Here is a 21583-nt window from a genome sequence, read left to right as displayed (position 1 = left end):
ATTGTCCCAATCATTTCCCACAAGAATGTCACTATGAAACCTTCAAAAAAGCATCTTCTTGCACTGGGTTGCAGCCTTTTTCTGAGTGCCGGTCTGGCGCAAGCCGACGGCCAGATGAGTTTCAGCGGTAGCGTTCTGGCGAGTACTTGCCAGGTCAATGGCGGCCAGAACGACGTGGCGGTTCAGCTGCCCCCGGTACAGGCACGCCTTCTGGCCAATCCCGGCCAGGTCGCTGGCATCACGCCGTTCGCCTTGAGATTGACCAACTGTTCGTCCGGCTTGAATCGTGTTTCCACCTATTTCGAACCCGGACCCACCGTCAATCCGGAAGGGCGATTGAGGGTTGATGCAGGTGGAAGCGCTAATGTCGACGTTCAACTGCGCAACTCAAGCAATTCACCGATGAACCTGGCGGGTGCCCAAGGCAGCCAGAACTCCCAGATTGTCAGCATCAACAACGGCCAGGCGGTACTCAACTACTCGGCTGCGTATTACTCGCTGGGCAGCACCACTCCAGGGCTGGTGAACACCCGCGTGCAATACACCCTGATCTACCCTTGATACCTCAGGCAGCCCTTTATGGGCTGCCTACCTCTGCGTTTTGTCGATCCAGGAAACATCCATGAAAAGTCTCTGCCTGCCGTTCTGGCGCGGGTGGCTGCTGGCTGCCTGTCTGTTCAGTAGCACGGTCAATGCCAGCGTGGTCATCGCCACAACCAGGGTGATCTACCCCGCTGAGGAAGCGGAAGTCACGATAAGCCTGAGCAACAGTGGGCAGCATCCCTCGCTGGTGCAAGTCTGGATCGATGATGGTCAAGCGGACGTGCCAGTGGAGCAACTACAGGTGCCCTTCAGCTTGACCCCGGCGCTGTTTAGGCTCGATCCGGGCAAGGGGCAGGCACTGCGTTTGTTTCAGGGGCAGCATGACTTTGTTCAAGACCGGGAAAGTCTCTACTGGCTCAATGTGCTGGACATTCCACCCAAGCGCCAGGGCAACGCCTTGCAATTGGCTGTGCGTTCCCGGATCAAGCTGCTGTACCGCCCCCATGGACTTGCGGGCAATGCCCAGCAGGCGCCGCAAGCATTGACCTGGCGATTGCTCACGCGTGACAACGCCTGGATGCTCGAGGCGCGCAACCCCAGCCGCTTTTACGTCAATCTCGCCGAGCTGTCCGTGCACTTGAACGGACGGGAGTACGAGGCAACCAGCAGTCATGTCGCCCCCTTGTCGACTGGGCTGTTTGCACTGCCGGGCCTGGACCGGGCCGAGGGCCCAAGCGCCACCGTGCACTTTGCCAGTGTCAATGACTATGGCGCGGTGCTGCCTGCACAGCAGCCTGTCGAGATTGTGCGCAGGCACTGAGCACGCTGGAGTCGACGTCAATGAGTACATCTTCTTCCGGCCCACAGCGGCTGCCGGTCCGGGCTCTGCTGTGCGTTGCAATAGCACTGGCCGCAGGTGAGGCGCTGGCAACGGCCCTGGAATTCGATGTCAGGTTCTTGCAGGGCGAACGCGGTCCAGCTGCCGATCTCAGCCGTTTCCAGCATGCCGATGCAGTACCCGAAGGCGATCAAAAACTGGATGTAACCATCAATGAGAACTGGGCAGGACGCTGGTCGGTGCCTTTGCGTCGGCAGGCTGGCGACTTGCAGCCCCGCCCCTGTTACACCGGCGCCTTGCTCCAGGACCTGGCCGTCGATCAGGCGCAGCTTTCGGCGTCTGTACGCGAACGGTTGCAGCGCGCCAATGGTTGCCTGCCATTGTCGGCACTGGGACTTGAGGTCAGCGAACACCTGGACTTTTCCGCGCTGACGCTGACCTTGCAGATCGCCCAGCAATCGCTATTGCACACACCGCGTGATTATCTGCCCCCGGAGCAATGGGACAGCGGCACAAGCGCGGCCTTCATCGATTATCGTCTCAATCTTTTCAGTCAACAGAGCCGCACTGATAACCAGCGCTGGAGCCAGTCATTCCTGGGGCTTCGCAGTGGTGTCAACACCGGCCCCTGGTACTGGCGCCACGAAGGCAATCTGCAGGCCGGGGAAGGCATTGAGCAGCGCTATCAACCCGTGGCCACTTACGTGCAGCGCGATGTTCCGGCGTGGCGGGCGCAGTTGACCCTGGGCGAGGCCTACAGCCGTGGCGAAGTGTTCGACAGCATCGCCTACCTGGGCCTGGGGCTTGGCAGTGACGAGCGCATGTTGCCGGCTTCACAGCGCGGTTTTGCGCCAACCGTCAATGGTGTTGCCTACAGTACGGCATTGCTGACCATACGCCAGCGCGGGGTGGTGATACATGAGTCGACCGTGCAACCCGGGCCGTTCGAAATCAGCGACCTGTACGCCAACGGTTTCAGCGATGATCTGCACGTGACCCTCAGGGAGGCCGATGGTAACCAACGAACATTCATCGTGCCTTATCAGGCGGCGCCCCTGGCTTTGCGCCCAGGTGCCAGCCGTTTTGATTTCAGCGTCGGGCGCTGGCGCGATGGTTTGGGCGGCACCGGGCCGGAACATGTGCAGGGCAGTTGGCAGCAGGGCGTGAGCAATCGTTTCAGTGTTCATGCCGGCCTGCTGGGCGCCGATGGTTACCAGTCGGGGGCGCTGGGGGCAACCCTGAACAGTCGCCTGGGTGCCGTGGCGTTGACCCTGCTGCAGTCACGCACAGACCTGGCCTGGCACAGGCAGTCCGACGGTCAGGCGCTGCGCCTGAGCTGGCGCCAGGTGATGGCCGCGTCGATGACCGACCTGAGCGCCAATCTGACCAGCAGTAGCCTGGACTACTACGGTTTCAACGACGTTGCCCGTCTGCAGCGCGACAACGGGCGCAACCTGCACGATCAGGCCTCTGCGCGCCTGCGCGCGAACCTTGCCGTCAGCCAGGGATTGGGGGAGCAGGGGGGGCGCCTGAGGCTGCAGGCCACACGCACACAAAATTGGCGGCAAGCGGGGAGCGATTTGAGTTACTCGCTCGGCTACTTCAATCACTATGGTTCGCTGGGTTATGGTCTTACGGCCAGTCGCGAGCAGTACTCATCGGCGGGGCGGCGCAATCATTTCGGCCTGAGCTTGAGCTTGCCGCTCGGTGAAGCCCGGCGCAGTTCGTTGAGCAGCAACCTGAACAGCGACGGCCAGGGCCAGCGCACGACCAACACCCGGCTCAGTACCACGGTAGGTGAGTACAGCGAATGGAGTTACGGCCTGGGCCTTGCCACCGGGCATGACCAGCAACAAAACACTGTTGGCCTGGACGCCAATTTGCTTTACAGCGGCCCGGTCGCGGAATTCAGTGGCGCGTTAACCCAGCACAGCGATTATCGTCAGGCCTCTTTGGGTGTTCGTGGTGCGCTGGTCGGCCATGCTGGGGGAGTGACAGCTGCGCAGTCACTTGGCGAGAGCTTTGCTATTGTGCATGCGCCGGGGGCAGCGCACGCGCGGCTCAAACAGGCGCCGCAGGTACGCCTTGATACGCGCGGCTATGCTGTCCTGCCGCAGTTGACACCTTATAGCCTCAACACCGTAGAGCTGGACCCCAAAGGCACGTCGCAGGATGTCGAGCTGCAGATCAGCAGCCAGCAAGTGGTGCCGCGCGCCGGTGCTGCGCCGTTGCTGTATTACCCCACCCGTAGCGGCCGCAGCGCCGTGATCGAAGCACGATTGGCTGACGGTGGCGCATTGCCGTTCGCTGCCCAGGTGCTGGATGAGTCTGGCGATGAACTGGGAATGGTCGGGCAGGGCAGCCGTCTGCATGTGCGGGGAGTCGATGAGCAGGGGCGCTTGCAGGTACGTTGGGGCGAAAGTGTGCAGCAACAGTGCTTCCTCACCTACCAGCTAGCCGATGCCCGGCCGACAGACGCTGCACCGGTGCGCTTGTCGGCGACCTGCGAGCACGCCGCTGATGATCGTTCGCAGTCACTGTTATGAAGGTTCAACCTGTCTGCTGCGCGGCTTATAGCCAAAACCAATCAGCAACATGAGCTTTGCCAATGAGCATTGAGCAAATGTATTAGCTACGATTCTCCCATCAGATTTTTCAACCCCCTGAAGGAGAGTCACTCATGCCTATCATCAACAGCCAGGTAAAACCGTTCAAAGCCACTGCTTACCACCAGGGCAAGTTCGTCGAAGTGTCTGAAGCCGACCTCAAGGGCAAATGGTCCGTCGTATTCTTCTACCCGGCCGACTTCACCTTTGTCTGCCCGACCGAGCTGGGCGACCTGGCCGACAACTACGCCGAGTTCAAGGATCTGGGTGTAGAAATCTACGGCGTGTCGACCGACACCCACTTCACCCACAAAGCCTGGCACGACACCTCGGACACCATCGGCAAGATCCAGTACCCGCTGATCGGTGACCCAACCCACGTGATCTCGCGCAACTTCGACGTGCTGATCGAAGAAGCCGGTATCGCTGACCGTGGCACCTTCGTGATCAACCCAGAAGGCCAGATCAAGATCGTTGAACTGAACGACGGCGGTGTTGGCCGTGACGCCAGCGAACTGCTGCGCAAGATCAAGGCTGCCCAGTACGTCGCTGCCCACCCAGGCGAAGTCTGCCCGGCGAAGTGGAAAGAAGGCGAAGCCACTCTGGCGCCATCGCTGGACCTGGTCGGCAAGATCTAAGACCGTGAGCCAGCCGAGGGCGGTGGCCTACCGCACCTGACGTTGTCACCGCCCCGCAAAACGCCCGGGCGCTTTCGCCCGGGCGTTGTTATTTCTACCGTTTGAAAAAGGAATCGCCCGTATGTTGGACGCCACGCTTAAAACTCAGTTGAAAGCCTACCTGGAGCGGGTCACTCAGCCGATCGAGATCGTTGCTTCCCTCGACGACGGCGCGAAGTCCCGCGAATTACGCGACCTGCTGGTGGAAATTGCCAGCCTGTCCAGCCTGATTACCTTGCGTGAGGACGGCAGCGACGCGCGTCGCCCCTCGTTCTCGCTCAACCGCCCGGGGGGCGACATCAGCCTGCGCTTTGCCGGTATCCCCATGGGCCACGAATTCACCTCGCTGGTGCTCGCCCTGCTGCAGGTCGGCGGTCATCCGTCCAAGGCCAGCTTGGAGGTGATCGAGCAGATCAGCGCCCTTAAAGGTGAGTTCAGCTTTGAAACCTACTTCTCGCTGTCGTGCCAGAACTGCCCGGATGTAGTTCAGGCGCTGAACCTGATGGCGGTGCTCAATCCCAACATCCGCCATGTCGCCATCGACGGCGCGCTGTTCCAGGCCGAAGTGGAATCGCGCAAAGTCATGGCCGTGCCGAGTGTCTACCTCAACGGCGAAGTGTTTGGCCAGGGTCGCATGGGGCTGGAAGAGATCCTCGCCAAGCTCGATACCAGTACCGGTGAGCGCCAGGCTGAGAAGATCAACGCCAAGGACGCCTTTGACGTACTGGTGGTGGGCGGTGGCCCGGCCGGTGCGGCAGCGGCGATCTACGCTGCGCGTAAAGGCATCCGTACCGGCGTGGCGGCAGAACGTTTCGGCGGTCAGGTGCTCGACACCATGGCCATCGAAAACTTCATCTCGGTACAGGAAACCGAAGGCCCGAAACTGGCCATGGCCCTGGAAGAGCACGTCAAACAGTACGACGTCGACATCATGAACCTGCAGCGTGGCGAAGCGCTGATTCCAGCCACCGATGGCGGCCTGCACGAAGTGCGTCTGGCCAGTGGTGCTTCGCTCAAGGCCAAGACCGTGATCCTGGCCACCGGTGCCCGCTGGCGCGAAATGAACGTGCCGGGCGAGAAGGAATACCGCAGCCGTGGCGTGGCCTACTGCCCGCACTGCGATGGCCCGCTGTTCAAAGGCAAGCGGGTGGCAGTGATCGGTGGCGGCAACTCGGGCGTGGAAGCGGCTATTGACCTGGCAGGTATCGTTGCTCAGGTGACGCTGATCGAGTTCGATAGCCAGTTGCGTGCCGATGCCGTGTTGCAGCGCAAACTGCACAGTCTGCCGAACGTGAAAGTGATCACCAGCGCACTGACTACCGAAGTGCTGGGTGACGGCGAGAAGGTCAATGGCCTGCGCTACAAGGATCGCAACAGCGACGAACTGCATGACATCGCGCTGGAAGGGATCTTCGTGCAGATCGGCCTGCTGCCCAACACCGACTGGCTCAAAGGCACGCTCGAGCTGTCGCCACGTGGTGAGATCATTGTCGATGCCCGTGGCCAGACCAACCTGCCAGGCGTGTTTGCCGCAGGCGACGTGACCACCGTGCCGTACAAGCAGATCGTGATTGCGGTAGGCGAGGGGGCCAAGGCGTCACTGGCAGCCTTTGATCACCTGATCCGGACTTCGGCACCGGCCTGATAAGTCCGATCGCGGGGCAGGCCCGCTCCTACCGGTAGGAGCGGGCTTGCCCCGCGATTGCATTCTCAAGCCGAATACTCCCCAACACAGGCACGCCGATACTCTCCCGGCGTCACTCCATAAGCTTGCTTGAACTGCCGGTTCAGGTGGCTCTGATCAGAAAACCCCAATGCAAAGGCCACGTTGAACGGCAAACAGTCGCTTTTCAGCAGTTCCCGCGCTCGGCTCAGACGCCGTTGCTTGAGCCAGGCATGCGGTGGCAGGCCGGTGGCCTGACGGAACACCCGGGCGAAGTGAAACGGCGAGAGGTTGACCGATTCGGCCAGCTCTTGCAGTGAAGGCGGGTAGGCCAGGCGACTGTCCATCAGCTCCTTGGCCCGGGCCACGGCGCAGGGTTCGTTACCCGGCTGACGGACGCTGGCCATACCGCCGACACGGCCATGGCGCTGCACCAGCAGCAACACCGCCTCGCGCCAGGCAGTCTGTTGCTCCAGCGCGCTGGCACCGTGTTCCGCCGAACAATGCAACCAGCTGAACGCCTTGGCCAGTTGCGGGTCGTGCAGAACGCTGGCCTCGAAGCTGGGCAAACCGTCGCGTTTGAGCTCCAGTTCGTCCAGCACTCCGGTGATGCGTTCGCTGTCCGGATAAAAACCGCGGTAGCGCCAGCCTTGCTCATGAGCCTTAGCCCCGGTGTGCAATTCATCGGGGTTGATCAGCACCATGCTGCCCACCGGCGCCAGGTGTTCACTGCCGCGGTGCCAGAAACGCTGGGCACCGGACTCGATGATGGTGATCACATAGCCTTCATGCACATGAGGAGCAAAGCGCTGCTGGAAATACCTGGCGTGCAGCATCTCGATATCGCCAAGTGCTGGCGCTTGCCAGAAGCGGGTCTGTTCCTGCGGCGCAAGGTTCATGGATTGCCGTTCAACCACCAGCGAAAGACGAAGAAGAAAGCCATGCTCACCAGCATGCTGATCAGGGTGCTGCGGGTCAACAATACCAGGACTACTGCAACCACCGAACCCAGCAGGTAGGGATTGGCCAGGCTCAGGTCGAGCTGATGGCCGGGCAGGAAAATGATCGGCCCACAGATTGCCGTGAGCATGCCCGGTACGGCAAAACCCAGAAACTGGCGCGCGTTGGAACTCAGGCGCAGCGGCAGGCGCGGTTCGAGAAAGGCGTAACGGTTGAGGAACACCAGCAACCCCATACCGATAATCAAGGCAAAGATCATGCGCGTGCTCCGCTGAACTTCTGACAGATGAAGCCGGCGCTCATGCCCAGCAGACCGGCCGCCACCAGACCGGTTTCCCAGTGCCAGAAGCTGAACAGCACCGAACTGAACAACGACACCGCGACGCAGACCACGGTGGGCAGGTTGCGCACCAGTGGTGCGATCAGCGCGACGAAGGTGGCGACAATGGAAAAGTCCAGGCCCAGTTGATCCAGGTGCGGGATGTTCTGGCCGAGAATGATGCCGGCCAGGGTGAACAGGTTCCAGGCAATATAGAACGTCAGGCCCACTCCGAGGGCGTACCAGCGATTGAACTGCTGCTGGTCATACTGGCTGGTGAGGGCGAAGAACTCGTCGGTCAGCAGAAAGCCCAGGCCTAGCCGCCAGCGGGTTGGCAGCCCAGAGAGCACCGGGCGCATCGACAGGCCGTAGAGCAAGTGCTGCGAAGTCAGCAGCAGGGTCGTCAAGAGGATCGAGAACAGGTTGGCCCCGCCCTTGATCATGCCGATCGCCACCAGCTGGGCGGCGCCGGCAAAAACGATGGCTGACAGGCCCTGGCCTTCCCACGGCGTGAGGTCGGCTTCGATGGCCATGGAGCCGGCCAGCAGGCCCCAGGGGGCAACGGCCAGGGACAATGGCAGGATGGCAATGGCGCCCTGGATAAAGGCTTGGCGGGCGAACGGTGGACTGGACATGGAAATATGCAGTTACTGAACAAGGTTGCACAGCATGCCAGAGCTGCGCGCAGGTGACTTGAACGATCTTGCTGTTCAGGCTCACCTGTTTGCCCAGTCAAGGTTCAGTGCTGGCTGCTGAGCAAGCGCTGGCTGACCGAGAAGCAACCGTTGAGGTCCACCGCTTTCTTCCAGTACCACTGACGACGCACCGGATCGCTGTTGCCCTGCAGCCGGTAGATTTCAGCCTGGTAGTCACGCTGGCGTCCCCACTGCATGGCCAGGCCCTGGGGCTGCTCACGGTTGCACAGCAGGCGCTCGGCAGGTTGCGGATAGTAAGCGGCGAAGCGACTGGCCGTGCTGGGGATGTTTTCGAGGTTCCTGGCAAACGTAGCACTTTGGCGGTAGTCCGGGCACCAGGCCTCGATCCCCAGGGCGGCGGGTGCAAAGCCCTGGTCAAGGCTGCTTTGCAGTAGCGGGCAGGCAACTGCCGGAACCTGTTCAGCGGGCAGGTAAGTCATGTAGTAGAGCGCCAGGCGGTAGCGGGCCACCGGATGCTCAAGCTCCACGGCCTTGTTCAGCAGGCTCACTGCCGGGGCCAGACTGCGGCCCATGGCCTGGCCCTGTTGCGCGAGGTCCTGGTCGGTGGTGCTGGTCTTGAGGCTGAAGCCGCTGATCTGCTGGTCGGCTTGCTCCAGGAGAGTCAGCGCCTGGCGGTACAGCAGGTCGGCGTGGGGATCGATTGGCGGACCGTCAGCCAAGGCGCAGGCGGGAGCAAATGCCACCAGCAAGACACCCAGAAAGCGTGCGCGTAGCAGGGGGAAAACGCTGCGAAGTTGTATCTGACGGTCGCGCATCAAGCAAATAGCAGGTGGGTGGTTTTCAGGGTTCAATCCGACTGTCCATAGTGGGGCTCGAAGGGGCCTGGGAGAAAGTCGGGCATTCTAACCGTTGTAGGACCGGTCTCGAAAGCCACGAAACCTCAGGGCCAGAGCACATGGAGATTATAAAACAGGCCCGCTGCGGCGATCAGCAGTAGCACGGCACCGCTGGTCAGGCTGATCAAGCGCTGGCGCTGCGGGGTTGCCAGTTTGCTAGTCAAGAGGATGTACAGACTCAATATGGCCAAGTCCATTACGGTCCAGAGCAGGGAAAGTAGTAACAGACTGTGACTTGTATCAGTCGTGACCTGGATGAACTGCGGGAAAAACGCCACGAAAAACAGGATGTCTTTCGGGTTCGACAGGCCGATGGCAAAGCCTTTCCACAGACTACCCCGCGTGCTGGCCGTGACGACAGCATCGGATTTTTGCGCCAGCGTCTGACGCAGACTGGCAATGGCCAGGTAGCCGATGAACAGGCAGCCCACCAGGCTCAGTGCTGTCAGCAAATGCGGGGCGATGGCCGCACTGGTGAGAATCAGGCCGGCAGCCAGGGCAATCAGCACCAACGAAGCGCCGTTGGTACCGACGGCCGTCATCAGGGCCTGGCGGCGACCGGCGCTGGCAGCGGTGTTGACGACCAGGGCAACGACCGGCCCCGGCGTGGCGATCAGCAGCGAAACGGTCAATGCATAGGTCAACAGCAGGGCGGTGTTCATCAATGGCGCTCAGCAACAAGGAGGTGGTCGGGCATTCTCGACAGCCCCTGCAACCTTGTAAAACGCCTGTTGTTATGGCTTTCTATTAGTTTTGCTCATGCTTAAGAGCGACCATGTCCGAACGAATTCCAGCGCTGCAGGCCCTGCGGGCTTTCGAGGTGGCGGCGCGCTATGGCTCCTTTACCCGGGCAGCCCAGGAACTGGCGCTGACTCAAGGGGCTATCAGCCATCACATCAAGACCCTTGAGGGGCTGTTCGACTGCGCTTTGTTCGAGCGTCGCGGCCCGAAGCTGTCGCTTACCGAGCCGGGGCGCTTGCTGGCTCAGGAGCTGAAAGTCGGGTTCAAAATCATCGAAAATGCCTGCGGGCTGCTCAAACAGGACCGCAACGGCATTCGTCTGAAGGCGCCATCGACCCTGACCGTGCGCTGGTTGCTGAAGGTACTCGAGCAGTTTCGCCAGCAGGCTTCACACAGCCGTGTGCAGCTGTCCAGCGTGTGGATGGATATCGACCACGTCGATTTCTACAGTGAACCTTTCGAGGCCGCGATTCTGCTGGCTGACGGGCGTTTTGCCGCCGAACTCGACAGCCTCAAGCTGTTTGACGAGTGGTTGGTACCGGTGTGCAGCCCGGAACATCCGGCTGCTGCAGCGCGGGACCTGAACGCCTTGAACCGCCTTGAGCTGTTGCACTGCTCGGCAGACCGCCGCGATTGGCGGCGCTGGCTGACGCGCCTGGGTGCAGCGCAGGTAACGATCGACCGTGGCCAGCTGTTCGACACCCTCGACCAGGGTATCAGCGCTGCCCAGCAGGGTGCGGGTATCGCCGTGGTCGATTTGCTGTTAGCCCAAGGCGAGCTCGACAGTGGCCGCTTGGTCATGCCTTTCCCCCAGGCTGTGGCCACTACCGAGGGTTATTACCTGACCTGGCCAAAGTCCAGCCCCCAGGCCCGGCATGTGCGGGTGTTGGGTGAATTTCTGCGTGCCCAGGTGCCGCAACCGCCCTTGCACGGGGTTGATTATTTGTATGACTAATAGCTGTGCGGTACGTAGCGCTGATGTTCAGCAAACACCCGCTCAGACATGAAGTCGATGAACACCCGCAAGCGCGTCGGCATCTGCCGACCGGACGGCCACAGCAGGTAGAAGCTGCCGCGGCGCTCCAGGTAATCGTCGAGCACGGTGACCAGCTCCCCTTTAGCCAGTTGCTGGCGCACGGTGAAGTCCGGCAGGCAAGTGATGCCACGGTCGCGCATGGCAAAGCAGACCCGGGTTTCGACATGGTTGCAGACCATCGACACCGGGATCTCATAGTCGCGTTCGCACGCTTCGCGGCGTAACGGCCAGCGCTCGAGTTTGCCGCTGCTGGGGAAACGATAGTGCAGGCAGGTGTGCCGGGTCAGGTCATCAGGGTGGCGTGGGGTGCCGCAGCGTTGCAGGTAACCGGGCGACGCCACCAGCAGGTGGTGGAAGTGGCCGAGGAATTTCGCCTGTAGGCGTGAATCCGAAGGGGTACCGCCGCGCATCACCACGTCGAAGCCTTCGCCGATGATATCGACCATGCGGTCGCTGAAATCCAGGTCCAGTTCGATTTCCGGATACAGCGCCATGAACTCACTCAAGGCCGGCATCACCAGGGCCGTGACCTGCGGCAGGCTGATCCGCAGGCGGCCGCGCGGCGTTTCGTTTGACTGCAACAGCTCAAGCTCGACGGCTTCAATTTCGGTGAGGATGCGCCGGCTGCGTTCGAGAAACACCATACCCTCGGCGGTAAGGGTGATGCTGCGGGTACTGCGGTGAAACAGGCGCACTCCCAGCCGCGATTCCAGACGCGCAACCCGTTTGCCAACGGCTGAGGCACTTACCCCCAGAGACTGGGCGGCAGCGACAAAACTGCGGGTTTCGGCAACCCGGACAAACACCACGAAACCATTGAGGCTATCCACCTGAAACTCCTATTGCGGACATCTATGTCCTGGATGTGCGGAATACTACCCGTCTTTTTCCGTAGTAGCCGCCGCCCGTAAAGTTGCCCTGGTCTTTTGCCCAGGAGTTTCACCATGACTCAGATGAGTTGCACTGCCGCCCCGGCAGCACCCGGAATGATCGAACAACCGTTGCCGCTCAGCGGCTTGTTGGCCCTGGCCATGACCGGCTTCATTGCCATCCTCAGCGAAACCTTGCCCGCCGGGCTGCTTGGGCAGATCTCGGCAGGTATGCAGATCAGCGAGGCCATGACCGGGCAACTGGTCACGGTCTATGCCCTGGGCTCGTTGCTCACCGCCATTCCGCTGGTGACCCTGACGCAGGGCTGGCGCCGGCGTCCGGTGTTGCTGCTGGCGATTGCCGGCTTTTTACTGTTCAACACGCTGACTGCCGTGTCGCAATCCTACTTGCTGACCCTGGTGGCGCGCTTCATGACCGGCGTCGCCGCAGGCCTGGCCTGGGGGGTGATCGCCGGACATGCACGGCGTATGGTCAGCCCCGCTCAGCAGGGTCGGGCCATGGCGGTGGCCATGATTGGTGCACCGGTGGCCCTGTCGCTCGGGGTGCCGGCCGGTACCTGGCTGGGAGAACTGCTCGGCTGGCGGATGACCTTTGCCCTGGTCTCGATTGCAACCCTGGGCCTGGTGGTCTGGGTGCTGTGCAAGGTGCCGGACTTTGAAGGCCACAAACCGGGCCAGCGCCCAGGTGTGTTGCATGTGTTGCGCACGCCTGGGGTATTGGCGGTGTTGCTGGTGATTCTCACCTGGATCCTGGCTCACAACGTGCTGTACACCTACATCGTCCCGTTCCTCGATGCGGCGGGGTTGGCCGCGAGTACCGGCCTGGTGTTGCTGACGTTCGGTATCGCTGCCCTGGCCGGTATCGCCCTGGTCGGCGCCTGGGTCGACCGGCACTTGCGCAATCTGGTGCTGTTGAGCCTGATCGGCTTTGCCACGGTGGCGCTGGTGCTGGGATTTGTCGGTCAGTCGGCGCTGCTGGTGTTTGTCAGCGTAGCCCTCTGGGGACTGACTTACGGCGGCGCGCCGACCTTGCTGCAAACCGCCAGCGCCGATGCCGCCGGGGAGGGTGTCGATGTCGCCCAGTCGATGCTGGTCACCGTGTGGAATCTGGCCGTTGCCGTTGGCGGCCTGCTCGGCGGGCTGTTACTGACGCACTGGGGCGTGGGTAGTTTCACCTGGGTGCTGTTGCTGCTGATCGGTCTGGCCTTGCTGATTACCGGTAGCGCCCATCGCCATGGCTTTGCGCCGGGCGCGCGGGTGGCCGGCTAAGGTAGAATCGCTGCTCAGACAGTTTGTTTCGAGGTTGCAGTGGTGGAGTTACAGCAGGGCTTTGTCCTGACCCGGCATTGGCGTGACACCCCGGCAGGCACCTGTGTCGAGTTCTGGCTGGCCACCGATCAGGGCCCGCGTCGTTTGCGCTTGCCGCTGCAGACCTCCGTGGCCTTCATTCCCGCAGCCCACCGCCAGCAGGCCCAGAGCGTGCTGCGCGGCGAGCGCGGGGTAGAGCTGCGGCCACTTGAACTGCGCGACTTCGAACAACGGCCCGTGCTGGGCCTGTACTGCCGTCAGCATCGCCAGTTGATACAGCTGGAGAAGCGCTTGCGCGCCGCCGGGGTGCAGGTTTACGAAGCCGACATTCGTCCGCCCGAACGCTACCTGATGGAGCGTTTCATCACCGCCCCGGTCAGCTTCAGCGGCACCCCGGACGAACAGGGAATAGTGCAGGACGCCCAGCTTAAACCCGCACCCGACTACCGCCCGAGGCTGAAACTGGTATCGCTGGACATCGAAACCACCGAGCGTGGCGAGTTGTACTCGATTGCCCTGGAAGGCTGCGGTCAGCGCCAGGTGTACATGCTCGGCCCGGCCAACGGCGATGCCACTGGCATCGACTTCGACCTTGAGTATTGCGACACCCGTGCGCAATTGCTGGAGCGCTTGAACCACTGGCTGGCGCTGCACGATCCCGATGCGATCATTGGCTGGAACCTGGTGCAGTTCGACCTGCGCGTGCTGCAGGCTCACGCCCAGCAACTGCAGGTCCCGCTTTGCCTGGGGCGTGAGGGCGAGCCAATGGAGTGGCGCGAACATGGCAGCCGTGCGCACTTTTTTGCCGGCGCCACCGGGCGCTTGATCATCGACGGTATCGAGGCGTTGCGCTCGGCGACCTGGAGCTTCCCTTCGTTCAGCCTGGAAAACGTCGCCCAGACCCTGCTCGGCGAGGGCAAGGCGATCGACACGCCGTACCAGCGCATGGATGAAATCAACCGCATGTTCGCCGAGGACAAGCCTGCCCTGGCGCGCTACAACCTCAAGGACTGCGAACTGGTCACGCGCATTTTCGCCAAGACCGAACTGCTCACCTTCCTCCTGGAGCGGGCCACGGTCACCGGCTTGCCGGCCGACCGTAGCGGTGGTTCGGTCGCCGCTTTCGGCCACCTGTACATACCCCTGATGCACCGTCAGGGTTTTGTTGCGCCAAACCAGGGTGAGCGACCCGATGAGGCAAGCCCCGGCGGTTTTGTCATGGACTCACGGCCTGGCTTGTACGAGTCGGTGCTGGTGCTCGATTACAAGAGCCTGTACCCCTCGATCATCCGCACCTTCCTCATCGACCCGCTGGGCTTGATCGAGGGCCTGCGTGAACCGGGTGACGAGACATCGGTACCCGGCTTTCGCGGCGCCCGCTTTTCCCGCAGCCATCACTGTCTGCCAGCAATTGTCGAGCGGGTCTGGCAAGGGCGCGAGACTGCCAAGCGCGAACATAACGCGCCGTTGTCACAGGCGTTGAAGATCATCATGAATGCCTTCTACGGAGTGCTGGGCTCCAGTGGTTGCCGCTTCTTCGATCCACGTCTGGCGTCATCGATCACCCTGCGCGGCCACGAGATCATGCGCCGCACCCGTGAACTGATCGAGGCCCAGGGTTATGCGGTGATCTATGGCGACACCGATTCCACCTTCGTCTGGCTCAAGAGCGCCCACAGCGAAGCCGATGCCGAGGTGATCGGGCGGCGCCTGGTGCAGCAGGTCAACCAGTGGTGGTGCGAGCATTTACGCGACAGCTACGACCTGGACAGTGCCCTGGAGCTGCAGTACGAGACCCACTACAAGCGCTTCCTGATGCCGACCATCCGCGGTGCCGAGGAGGGCAGCAAGAAGCGCTATGCCGGCCTGGTTCTGCGCGGTGACGGGCACGAAGAGATGGTCTACAAGGGGCTTGAGAGTGTGCGTACCGACTGGTCGCCACTGGCCCGGCAATTCCAGCAGGAACTGTACGAACGCATCTTTCGCCGCCAGCCCTACCAGGCCTATGTGCGCGAATATGTGCGCCAGACCCTGGCCGGGGAGCTGGATGAGTTGCTGATCTATCGCAAGCGCTTGCGCCGGCCGCTGGCTGATTATCAACGCAACGTGCCGCCGCATGTACGGGCGGCGCGCATGGCTGACGACTTCAACCAGCGCCAGGGCCGACCCCGGCAGTACCAGAACGGTGGCTGGATCAGCTATGTGATCACCGTGGCCGGTCCCGAGCCGTTGGAGACCCGGCATTCGGCCATCGACTACGACCACTACCTGACCCGGCAACTGCAACCAGTGGCCGATGCCATCCTGCCGTTTGTGCAGGATGACTTTACTGCGTTGGTCGATAAGCAGATGGGCCTGTTCTAACAGCAATGACACCTGTGGGAGCGGGCTTGCCCCGCGATGCGATGTGGCTGACAGTCCGCAATCGCGGGGCAAGCCCGCTCCTACTCGCCGCGAACCAACCACAGCGCCAACATCAGCCACGCCGCCGCTGCCAGGGCGGTGATCGTGCGTACGTGGTTCCAGCGATTCCAGCTCGGTACATAACGGTGCCAGGCCGCCGCTGCCTCGCTACTGGCCGGATCGAGGCGTGCCAGCGCCTGGTTTTTCGGCACGTTGAACAGCATCGTCACGACGATATTGCCCATCAGGTACAGGCCGCTACCAATGGCCATGCATAAACTGCCCGGCAATGGCCAACGCTGGTAAGCCCAGATCAGCAAGCCAACGCTGGTCAACGCCGTGCCAAGAAACAAGGCCAGGAACAGGCGGTTGAGCACCACTTGATTGATTGACTGCATGGCCGCCACGGCGCTGTGTTCCGGGATACGTTCCAGCGCTTTCATGACGAAGTTGGAGAAGGCGAAGAACAACCCTCCCATCAGGCCACAACCCAGGGCCGTGGCCAGGATCAGCAACAACAGCAAGGCATCGACAACGCTCATGGTCCGGTCCTTCAGTAGCGGCAGGGGCAGGCGTGGCTGACAGCCATCAGCTATCCTCAGATTCAGATGTCAGCCTGTTCTGGACATGCCCAAGGCCGTACATGGAAATCGGAAGTTACCTTTGAGCTGTCCACGGATTTCGTCCTGTAGTTTAGGCTCGCACCTCGGATCTTTCGTCGCGATCTGTAGTCTTTGATGCATGGAATTTGAAGGAGATGCGCATGCTCGTACGGTCACTGACCTTTGCCACCTTGCTGGCCATAGTTGCCGGCCCAGTCTTCGCTGACAACAGTGATCCCAAACCGCTGGACCAGGATCTGTATAAGGCCCGTCCGTTGATTGTCATTGCGCCTAGTACTGCGGACCCGACCCTGCGTGCCTTGAACCAGGCGCTGGAAGACCCGGCCACCAAGGCTGCGTTCCAGGAACGCAACCTGGTGCTGTACAGCATCGCCGGCATGATGGGCAAACGCGAAGGCAAGGACCTCGATCAGCAGACGACCATGGCGTTGATCCGTCAGTTCAGGTTCAGCGCCGCCGACACTGTCGTTACCCCGGTGGTGCTGGTGGGCAAGGATGGCGCACAGCATCGAATAGCACACACAGGCACCCTTGAACCCAAGGCGATCTTTGACGCAGTCGACGCCTTGCCGGCCGAAGAAAAAGCCATCGTCGCCCCGACCGTGGCAGAACAGAAGCAGGCAGTCACCGCCCCGGCTAAAGACGGCAAACCGGCTAAACCCGTCAAACCGGCCAAGCCGCTGCCACCGCCCAAGCCACTGGAAGACTGAGGCTGATCAACTGCCGGTCTTGACCTGACTCCACACCCGGGTGCGCACCCGCTCAAGCTTTAGCGGCAAGGGTTCGAGCGGGAACAGGGTGTCGAGCACCGCTTGCGGCGGGTACACCGTGGGGTTGTCGCGGATGTTGGTATCGACCAGATCGGTCGCGTCCTTGTTGGCATTCGGGTAGCCCAAGTAGTTGGTCGAGGCGGCGATGACCTCGGGCTTGAGCATGTAGTTGATGAACGCCAGGCCCTGTTGCGGATTCGGCGCTTGCTTGAGCAGCACCATGTTCTCCAGCCACATTGGCGCACCTTCGCGCGGGATGCTGTAGCGCAGCTGGCGGCCGTTGCCGGCATTCTCCGCGCTGAGCTTGGCCTCGAACACACCGCCGGACCAGCCCAGTACTACGCAGACATTACCGTTGGCCAGGTCGGAGATGAACCGCGACGAGTCGAAGTAGCGGATATGCGGGCGCAACTTGAGTAACAGCGCTTCGGCCTTGCGGTAGTCGTCCGGGTTCTTGCTGTTGTAGGGCAGGCCCAGGTAGTGCAGGGCGATGGGGATGATCTCGTTGGGGGCATCGAGCATAGCCACCCCGCATTCGCTGAGCTTGGCCAGGTTGGCCTCGTCGAAAATCAATGCCCAGGAGTCCACCGGGGCCTGTTCGCCGAGCAAGGCTTTGACCTTGTCCTGGTCATAACCGATGCCGGTGGTGCCCCACATGTAGGGGGCGGCGTAGCGGTTGCCGGGGTCGTTGCTCTGCAGCTTGGCGAGCATCTGCGGGTCGAGGTGGAGGAAGTTGGGCAACTGGCTGCGATCAAGCTCGGCCAGTACCCCGGCCTTGATCAGGTTGGGCAGCAGATCACCGCTGGCGAACACCACGTCATAGCCGCTGCGCCCGGCCATCAACTTGCCCTGCATCACGTCGCTGTTGTCGAACACGTCATAAACCGGGGCGATGCCCGAGGCCTGCTGGAATTCCTTGGTGGTGTTCGGCGCGATGTAGTCGTACCAGTTGTAGATGTGCACGCTGGGCGCGGCAGCTTCTCCTGCCTGAACGCCGGCAGTGCACAGCAATGCGGCCAGGGCCAGGGGTAAACAGCGAAACGGCTTCATGGGGACACTCCAGAGTTCTTGTTGTTGTCAGGCAGTGTTAGGGAATCAGCAGCTCGCGGCGCCCGTCGGGATGCTCGATCCGCGTACCCGGCAGTTGCAGGCGGCGGTCTTTGAGGTAGTCATAGTCGCGGCGGGCGAGTTGCAGTTGCTCAAGGTCCAGCTCGATCTGTTGGCGGCACGTTTCACGACCGGCTTCGAACAGCACGCGGCCAAAGGGATCGACCGCGGCGCTGCCACCGGCGAACAGCAGCCCACCGTCACCTGCGCCGACCCGATTGACCATCACCGCGAAGGCCTGGTTTTCCTGGGCACGGGCCATGATTGCGGTACGGTGCACCGGGCCGTAGGGGTCCATATTGCCGTTGCTGACGATGATCAGGTCGACACCCAGCTGGCCCAAGGCGCGGCTGCTCTCTGGCAGTTCAATGTCGTAACAGATCAACAGACCGATGCGCAGGCCTTTCCAGCACGCGCTGGCGTAGCGGTCTCCGGGCTGGAACAGCCCGCGCTCGGACGGCCACAGGTGAGTCTTGCGATAAGACAGGGCGATGCCTTCGGGGGTCAGCAGCACCGAGGTGTTGTAGTAAACGCCGTCGGCCTGTTCGGCAATACCGATCACCACCGCCACATCGCGTTCGCGCACCGCCTGCTGGACCGCTTGCAGGGCCGGGCCATGCAGCGGTTCGGCAACCAGCGGCAGCTGCTCGGCGCTGGCAAAGCCCATCAGCTGGGTTTCCGGAAATACCAGCAGGTCGGTGTCGGCCTTGCAGCTGGCAATGGCCTCCAGCGTGCGTTGCAGGTTGTAGGCGGTATCGCCGTCGCGGCCATCAATCTGTATCAGTTCGATCTTCATCGCGGTTCCTTGTGCAGAGCTGGAACCGAGTATGCGCGGCCGGTTGCTGGCCGCACATTACTGCGATGGAGTAACCCTCAGTGGTTATTGGCCTGCTGCAGGTCGTAGCTCACGGGCGAAATGCTCGATGGCCAATACATAACCATGAGTGCCGAACCCGGCCAGTACGGCCTTGGCCACCAGTGAGACATAGGAGTGATGGCGGAAAGCTTCACGCCGGTGCACGTTGGAGATGTGCACTTCGATCACCGGCACTTCGGCGGCGATCAACGCGTCGTGGATGGCCACCGAGGTGTGGGTCCAGGCGCCGGGGTTGATGACGATGCCGTCGACCCGCCCACGGGCCTGGTGAATCCAGTCGATCATCTGGCCTTCGTGGTTGCTTTGCTGGAATTCCAGGGTCAGTTCCAGGCGGCTGGCCGCCTGTTGGCACAGGGCATGGACGTCGACGAGGGTTTCGCGGCCATAGACCTCGGGCTGGCGCAGGCCGAGCATGTTCAGGTTGGGGCCGTTGAGCACGAGCAGGGTGGTCATGGCTGAAGGTCTCCAGTGAGGGTGTCGGTGATTACGATCTGGCCGCTGCGCGCGGCCTGGTTGATGGCGTCAACGATCTGCAGGTTGCGCAGGCCGTCGCGTACCGTGACCAGCGGCTGGGCCTGGCCACGGATCACCTGGCAGAAGTGCACGAGCTGGCGTTGCAGTGGATCGGCGTGTTGCAGGCTGGCAACGGCGCTGGCGAAGGGCGTCCACCAGGAGCGATCCTGGGGTTGCTCGTAGTATTTGAGGCGCATGGTAGGAATCGACAGCGAGCCGCGGGTGCCGGCGATGACATAGCAGTCTTCGTCGTCATAGCTTGGATAGTCGAGGTTTTCCCGCGCGGTTTGTTCCCAGCTGCGGGCGCAGGCGGCGGTGTCTGAGAGCAGGAAGGTGCCCAGCGCGCCACTGGCAAAACGCAGGCTGATCGCCACGCTGTCTTCCACGGCAAAGCCGCGCGTGGCGCTGGAGGCCTGGGCCTGCACGGCAACGATCTCGCCGCACAGCGAACGCAGGTTGCCGATCTCGTGAATCATGTTGATCAGCACGGGCCCGCCGCCTGCCTTGCGGCGCCAGGGGGCTGCCTCGAAATAGTCATCAGGCTTGTAGAACAACGCGCTGCCCATCACCGCCACCAGATTGCCGAGCAAGCCTTCGGCGATCAGCTCGCGGGCCTTGGCAAGGATCGCACTGTGGGCACGATGGTGGCCGACCAACAGCCGCGCCCCGCGTTGCTCGGCGATGGCCAGCAGGCGCTGGCCCTCTGCCAGGCTATGGGCCACCGGCTTTTCGATCAGTGCGGCCACACCTTGCTCGACACAGGCCAGGGCGCCTTCGACATGCAGGTGGTTCGGGGTGGCGAGAATCACGCCGTCCGCACGCTGCTCGGCGAACAGTTCGGTCAGAGAGGAGTACAGCGGCACCCCGACGGTTGCGGCCAGTTCGGCAGCGGCCGGGGCCGGGTCGACCAGGGCACAGAGCTGGCAGGCGTTGCTGGCCTGGATCAGTTCAACATGACGCCGACCGATCAGGCCGGCACCGGCGACGGCGATGCGTAGGGGAGTCATGGCGCTCTCATTGTTCTTGTTGGGCAAGGCAGACCGCGATGGCGGTTTTGTGAGAGGCTAATAAAAAACGCTGGGGAGATAATCGGACAGAATGAAGAATCAGAATATGCTGCTAGCGAATAATGAGCCGTTGCTGCGCGATCTTCAGTTGTTCTGTGAGGTGGCGCGGCGCTCAAGCTTCATTGCCGCAGCGACCGAGACCGGCCTGTCGCCCGCACATGTCAGCAAACGTATCGCCACCCTGGAAACGCTATTAGGGGTAAAACTGTTCAACCGCACCACACGGCGGGTGAGCATCACCAGCGATGGCGAGGCGGCGTTCGTCTGGGCACAGAAGATCCTCGAGAACGTCGAGTCGATGTTCGAGTCATTGTCCGCAGCGCACAGCGAGCCACGGGGCACCTTGCGGATCAGCACCAGCCTGCGCCTGGGGCGCGAGCATGTCGCGCCGATTCTGTCGCTGCTGCGCCAGCGCCATCCCAACCTGGACATCTGGCTGGAACTGATGGACCGGCGGGTCGACCTGATTGGCGAAAACTTCGATATCGATATTCGCGTCGGTGAAGTCCAGGAAAAACACCTGATCGCCCATCGCATTGCCGAGAACAAACGGGTGCTGGCTGCCGCTCCCGATTACCTGGCGCGACGTGGACCGGTGCGCGTGGCGGCGGAGCTGGCGCAGCACGACTGCCTGTTGTTTCGCAGCCGTGATGACCGCTTCGGGGTCTGGCGCCTGCTCGGTCCGAACGGCGCCGAGACGGTCAAGGTCACCGGGCCGATGGCGGCCAACCATAGCGATATCGTCCGCCAGTGGGCGCTGGACGGGCACGGCATCATCATGGCCTCGTATTGGGATCTGGTCGGCAACCTTGAAGATGGTTCGCTGCAGCGGGTGCTGCCGGCCTACCACCAGCCCGCGGATGTCTGGGCGGTGACGGCCGCGCGCTCAAGCAGTTCGGCCAAGGTGCGCAGTTGTGTGGCGTTTTTACGGGAGCAGTTGAGCGAGGGGCCTTATGCGTTGGCTGTGGGCGGATGATCAGGGCAGTATCCGCCGCCAGATACTCAACTGATCCGTATAAATCCTATAAACCTGAATCTGTAACTCAGTACACCTGTACGCCATAGTAAGAGCCTCCGTGATGAGGTCCGA

At 61.9% G+C, this 21583-nt stretch carries 21 protein-coding genes; 10 read left to right on the top strand and 11 right to left on the bottom strand.

Annotated elements, in window-relative coordinates; genetic code table 11:
• Positions 1 to 33 precede the first annotated feature (33 nt).
• From ACVI9W_RS02315 to ahpF, 5 genes are all read left to right on the top strand, one after another.
• Complete coding sequence (locus tag ACVI9W_RS02315; RefSeq protein ID WP_461529060.1) at positions 34 to 561, top strand: fimbrial protein; 528 nt, start codon at positions 34 to 36, stop codon at positions 559 to 561.
• 61 nt (positions 562 to 622) lie between these two features.
• Positions 623 to 1363 (top strand): fimbrial biogenesis chaperone, encoded by a 741-nt coding sequence (locus ACVI9W_RS02310; protein WP_461529059.1) that lies wholly within the window; start codon positions 623 to 625, stop codon positions 1361 to 1363.
• A gap of 20 nt (positions 1364 to 1383) precedes the next feature.
• Positions 1384 to 3927 carry a fimbria/pilus outer membrane usher protein gene (locus ACVI9W_RS02305; RefSeq protein WP_461529058.1) on the top strand — a complete coding sequence of 848 codons (2544 nt, stop codon included), beginning with the start codon at positions 1384 to 1386 and terminating at the stop codon, positions 3925 to 3927.
• Positions 3928 to 4061: 134 nt separating this feature from the next.
• Positions 4062 to 4625, top strand: a complete 564-nt coding sequence (gene ahpC, locus ACVI9W_RS02300; protein ID WP_038612379.1) for an alkyl hydroperoxide reductase subunit C — start codon at positions 4062 to 4064, stop codon at positions 4623 to 4625.
• Positions 4626 to 4746: 121 nt separating this feature from the next.
• A complete protein-coding gene (gene ahpF, locus ACVI9W_RS02295) occupies positions 4747 to 6309 on the top strand; it encodes an alkyl hydroperoxide reductase subunit F (protein ID WP_461529057.1) in 1563 nt (520 codons plus the stop codon).
• A gap of 65 nt (positions 6310 to 6374) precedes the next feature.
• Here ahpF and ACVI9W_RS02290 read toward each other — a convergent pair whose 3' ends face one another.
• The 5 genes from ACVI9W_RS02290 to ACVI9W_RS02270 form a co-directional block, all read right to left on the bottom strand.
• Positions 6375 to 7226 carry a helix-turn-helix domain-containing protein gene (locus ACVI9W_RS02290; RefSeq protein ID WP_461529056.1) on the bottom strand — a complete coding sequence of 284 codons (852 nt, stop codon included), beginning with the start codon at positions 7224 to 7226 and terminating at the stop codon, positions 6375 to 6377.
• Positions 7223 to 7546, bottom strand: coding sequence for an AzlD domain-containing protein (locus ACVI9W_RS02285; protein ID WP_157193061.1), 324 nt, complete (start codon positions 7544 to 7546; stop codon positions 7223 to 7225). Before ACVI9W_RS02285 ends, ACVI9W_RS02290 begins: the two co-directional genes overlap by 4 nt.
• Positions 7543 to 8241 (bottom strand): AzlC family ABC transporter permease, encoded by a 699-nt coding sequence (locus ACVI9W_RS02280; RefSeq protein ID WP_038612366.1) that lies wholly within the window; start codon positions 8239 to 8241, stop codon positions 7543 to 7545. The genes ACVI9W_RS02285 and ACVI9W_RS02280 overlap by 4 nt, the downstream gene beginning before the upstream one ends.
• 104 nt (positions 8242 to 8345) lie before the next feature.
• Positions 8346 to 9077, bottom strand: a complete 732-nt coding sequence (locus tag ACVI9W_RS02275) for a sel1 repeat family protein (RefSeq protein ID WP_461529055.1) — start codon at positions 9075 to 9077, stop codon at positions 8346 to 8348.
• A 125-nt stretch (positions 9078 to 9202) separates the two neighbouring features.
• Positions 9203 to 9820 carry a LysE family translocator gene (locus ACVI9W_RS02270; protein WP_461529054.1) on the bottom strand — a complete coding sequence of 206 codons (618 nt, stop codon included), beginning with the start codon at positions 9818 to 9820 and terminating at the stop codon, positions 9203 to 9205.
• Positions 9821 to 9933: 113 nt separating this feature from the next.
• Here ACVI9W_RS02270 and ACVI9W_RS02265 point away from each other — a divergent pair, with 113 nt between their 5' ends.
• Positions 9934 to 10854, top strand: a complete 921-nt coding sequence (locus ACVI9W_RS02265) for a LysR substrate-binding domain-containing protein (RefSeq protein ID WP_461529053.1) — start codon at positions 9934 to 9936, stop codon at positions 10852 to 10854.
• Here the strand turns inward: ACVI9W_RS02265 and ACVI9W_RS02260 are convergent.
• Positions 10851 to 11765, bottom strand: a complete 915-nt coding sequence (locus ACVI9W_RS02260; protein WP_461529052.1) for a LysR family transcriptional regulator — start codon at positions 11763 to 11765, stop codon at positions 10851 to 10853. The two genes, ACVI9W_RS02265 and ACVI9W_RS02260, sit on opposite strands and share 4 nt — an antisense overlap.
• Before the next feature lie 123 nt (positions 11766 to 11888).
• On the opposite strand from ACVI9W_RS02260, the gene ACVI9W_RS02255 reads away from it, so the two are divergent.
• Positions 11889 to 13094 (top strand): MFS transporter, encoded by a 1206-nt coding sequence (locus ACVI9W_RS02255; protein WP_461531781.1) that lies wholly within the window; start codon positions 11889 to 11891, stop codon positions 13092 to 13094.
• Between the two features lie 42 nt (positions 13095 to 13136).
• Positions 13137 to 15497, top strand: coding sequence for a DNA polymerase II (locus ACVI9W_RS02250; RefSeq protein ID WP_461529051.1), 2361 nt, complete (start codon positions 13137 to 13139; stop codon positions 15495 to 15497).
• An 80-nt stretch (positions 15498 to 15577) separates the two neighbouring features.
• Here ACVI9W_RS02250 and ACVI9W_RS02245 read toward each other — a convergent pair whose 3' ends face one another.
• Positions 15578 to 16078, bottom strand: a complete 501-nt coding sequence (locus ACVI9W_RS02245) for an anthrone oxygenase family protein (protein ID WP_461529050.1) — start codon at positions 16076 to 16078, stop codon at positions 15578 to 15580.
• 221 nt (positions 16079 to 16299) lie between these two features.
• Here ACVI9W_RS02245 and ACVI9W_RS02240 point away from each other — a divergent pair, with 221 nt between their 5' ends.
• On the top strand, positions 16300 to 16869 hold the full coding sequence (locus tag ACVI9W_RS02240) for a DUF4174 domain-containing protein (protein ID WP_461529049.1): 570 nt from the start codon (positions 16300 to 16302) through the stop codon (positions 16867 to 16869).
• Between the two features lie 6 nt (positions 16870 to 16875).
• Here the strand turns inward: ACVI9W_RS02240 and ACVI9W_RS02235 are convergent, their stop codons facing one another.
• The 4 genes from ACVI9W_RS02235 to ACVI9W_RS02220 all read right to left on the bottom strand — a co-directional run bounded on the left by ACVI9W_RS02235 (position 16876) and on the right by ACVI9W_RS02220 (position 20433).
• The gene (locus ACVI9W_RS02235) at positions 16876 to 17979 is read right to left on the bottom strand and encodes a polyamine ABC transporter substrate-binding protein (protein ID WP_461529048.1); all 1104 of its coding nucleotides are present in this window, start codon (positions 17977 to 17979) and stop codon (positions 16876 to 16878) included.
• A gap of 37 nt (positions 17980 to 18016) precedes the next feature.
• Complete coding sequence (locus ACVI9W_RS02230) at positions 18017 to 18832, bottom strand: carbon-nitrogen hydrolase family protein (RefSeq protein WP_461529047.1); 816 nt, start codon at positions 18830 to 18832, stop codon at positions 18017 to 18019.
• Between the two features lie 84 nt (positions 18833 to 18916).
• Positions 18917 to 19366 (bottom strand): type II 3-dehydroquinate dehydratase, encoded by a 450-nt coding sequence (gene aroQ, locus ACVI9W_RS02225; protein WP_461529046.1) that lies wholly within the window; start codon positions 19364 to 19366, stop codon positions 18917 to 18919.
• Positions 19363 to 20433: a Gfo/Idh/MocA family protein gene (locus ACVI9W_RS02220; RefSeq protein WP_461529045.1), complete on the bottom strand. Its 1071-nt coding sequence runs from the start codon at positions 20431 to 20433 to the stop codon at positions 19363 to 19365. The genes aroQ and ACVI9W_RS02220 overlap by 4 nt, the downstream gene beginning before the upstream one ends.
• Before the next feature lie 91 nt (positions 20434 to 20524).
• On the opposite strand from ACVI9W_RS02220, the gene ACVI9W_RS02215 reads away from it, so the two are divergent.
• On the top strand, positions 20525 to 21469 hold the full coding sequence (locus tag ACVI9W_RS02215; protein ID WP_038612332.1) for a LysR family transcriptional regulator: 945 nt from the start codon (positions 20525 to 20527) through the stop codon (positions 21467 to 21469).
• Positions 21470 to 21583: the final 114 nt, after the last annotated feature.

Source organism: Pseudomonas sp. 210_17 TE3656, from assembly GCF_054821965.1.
This window is presented reverse-complemented; position numbering and strand designations above follow the sequence as displayed.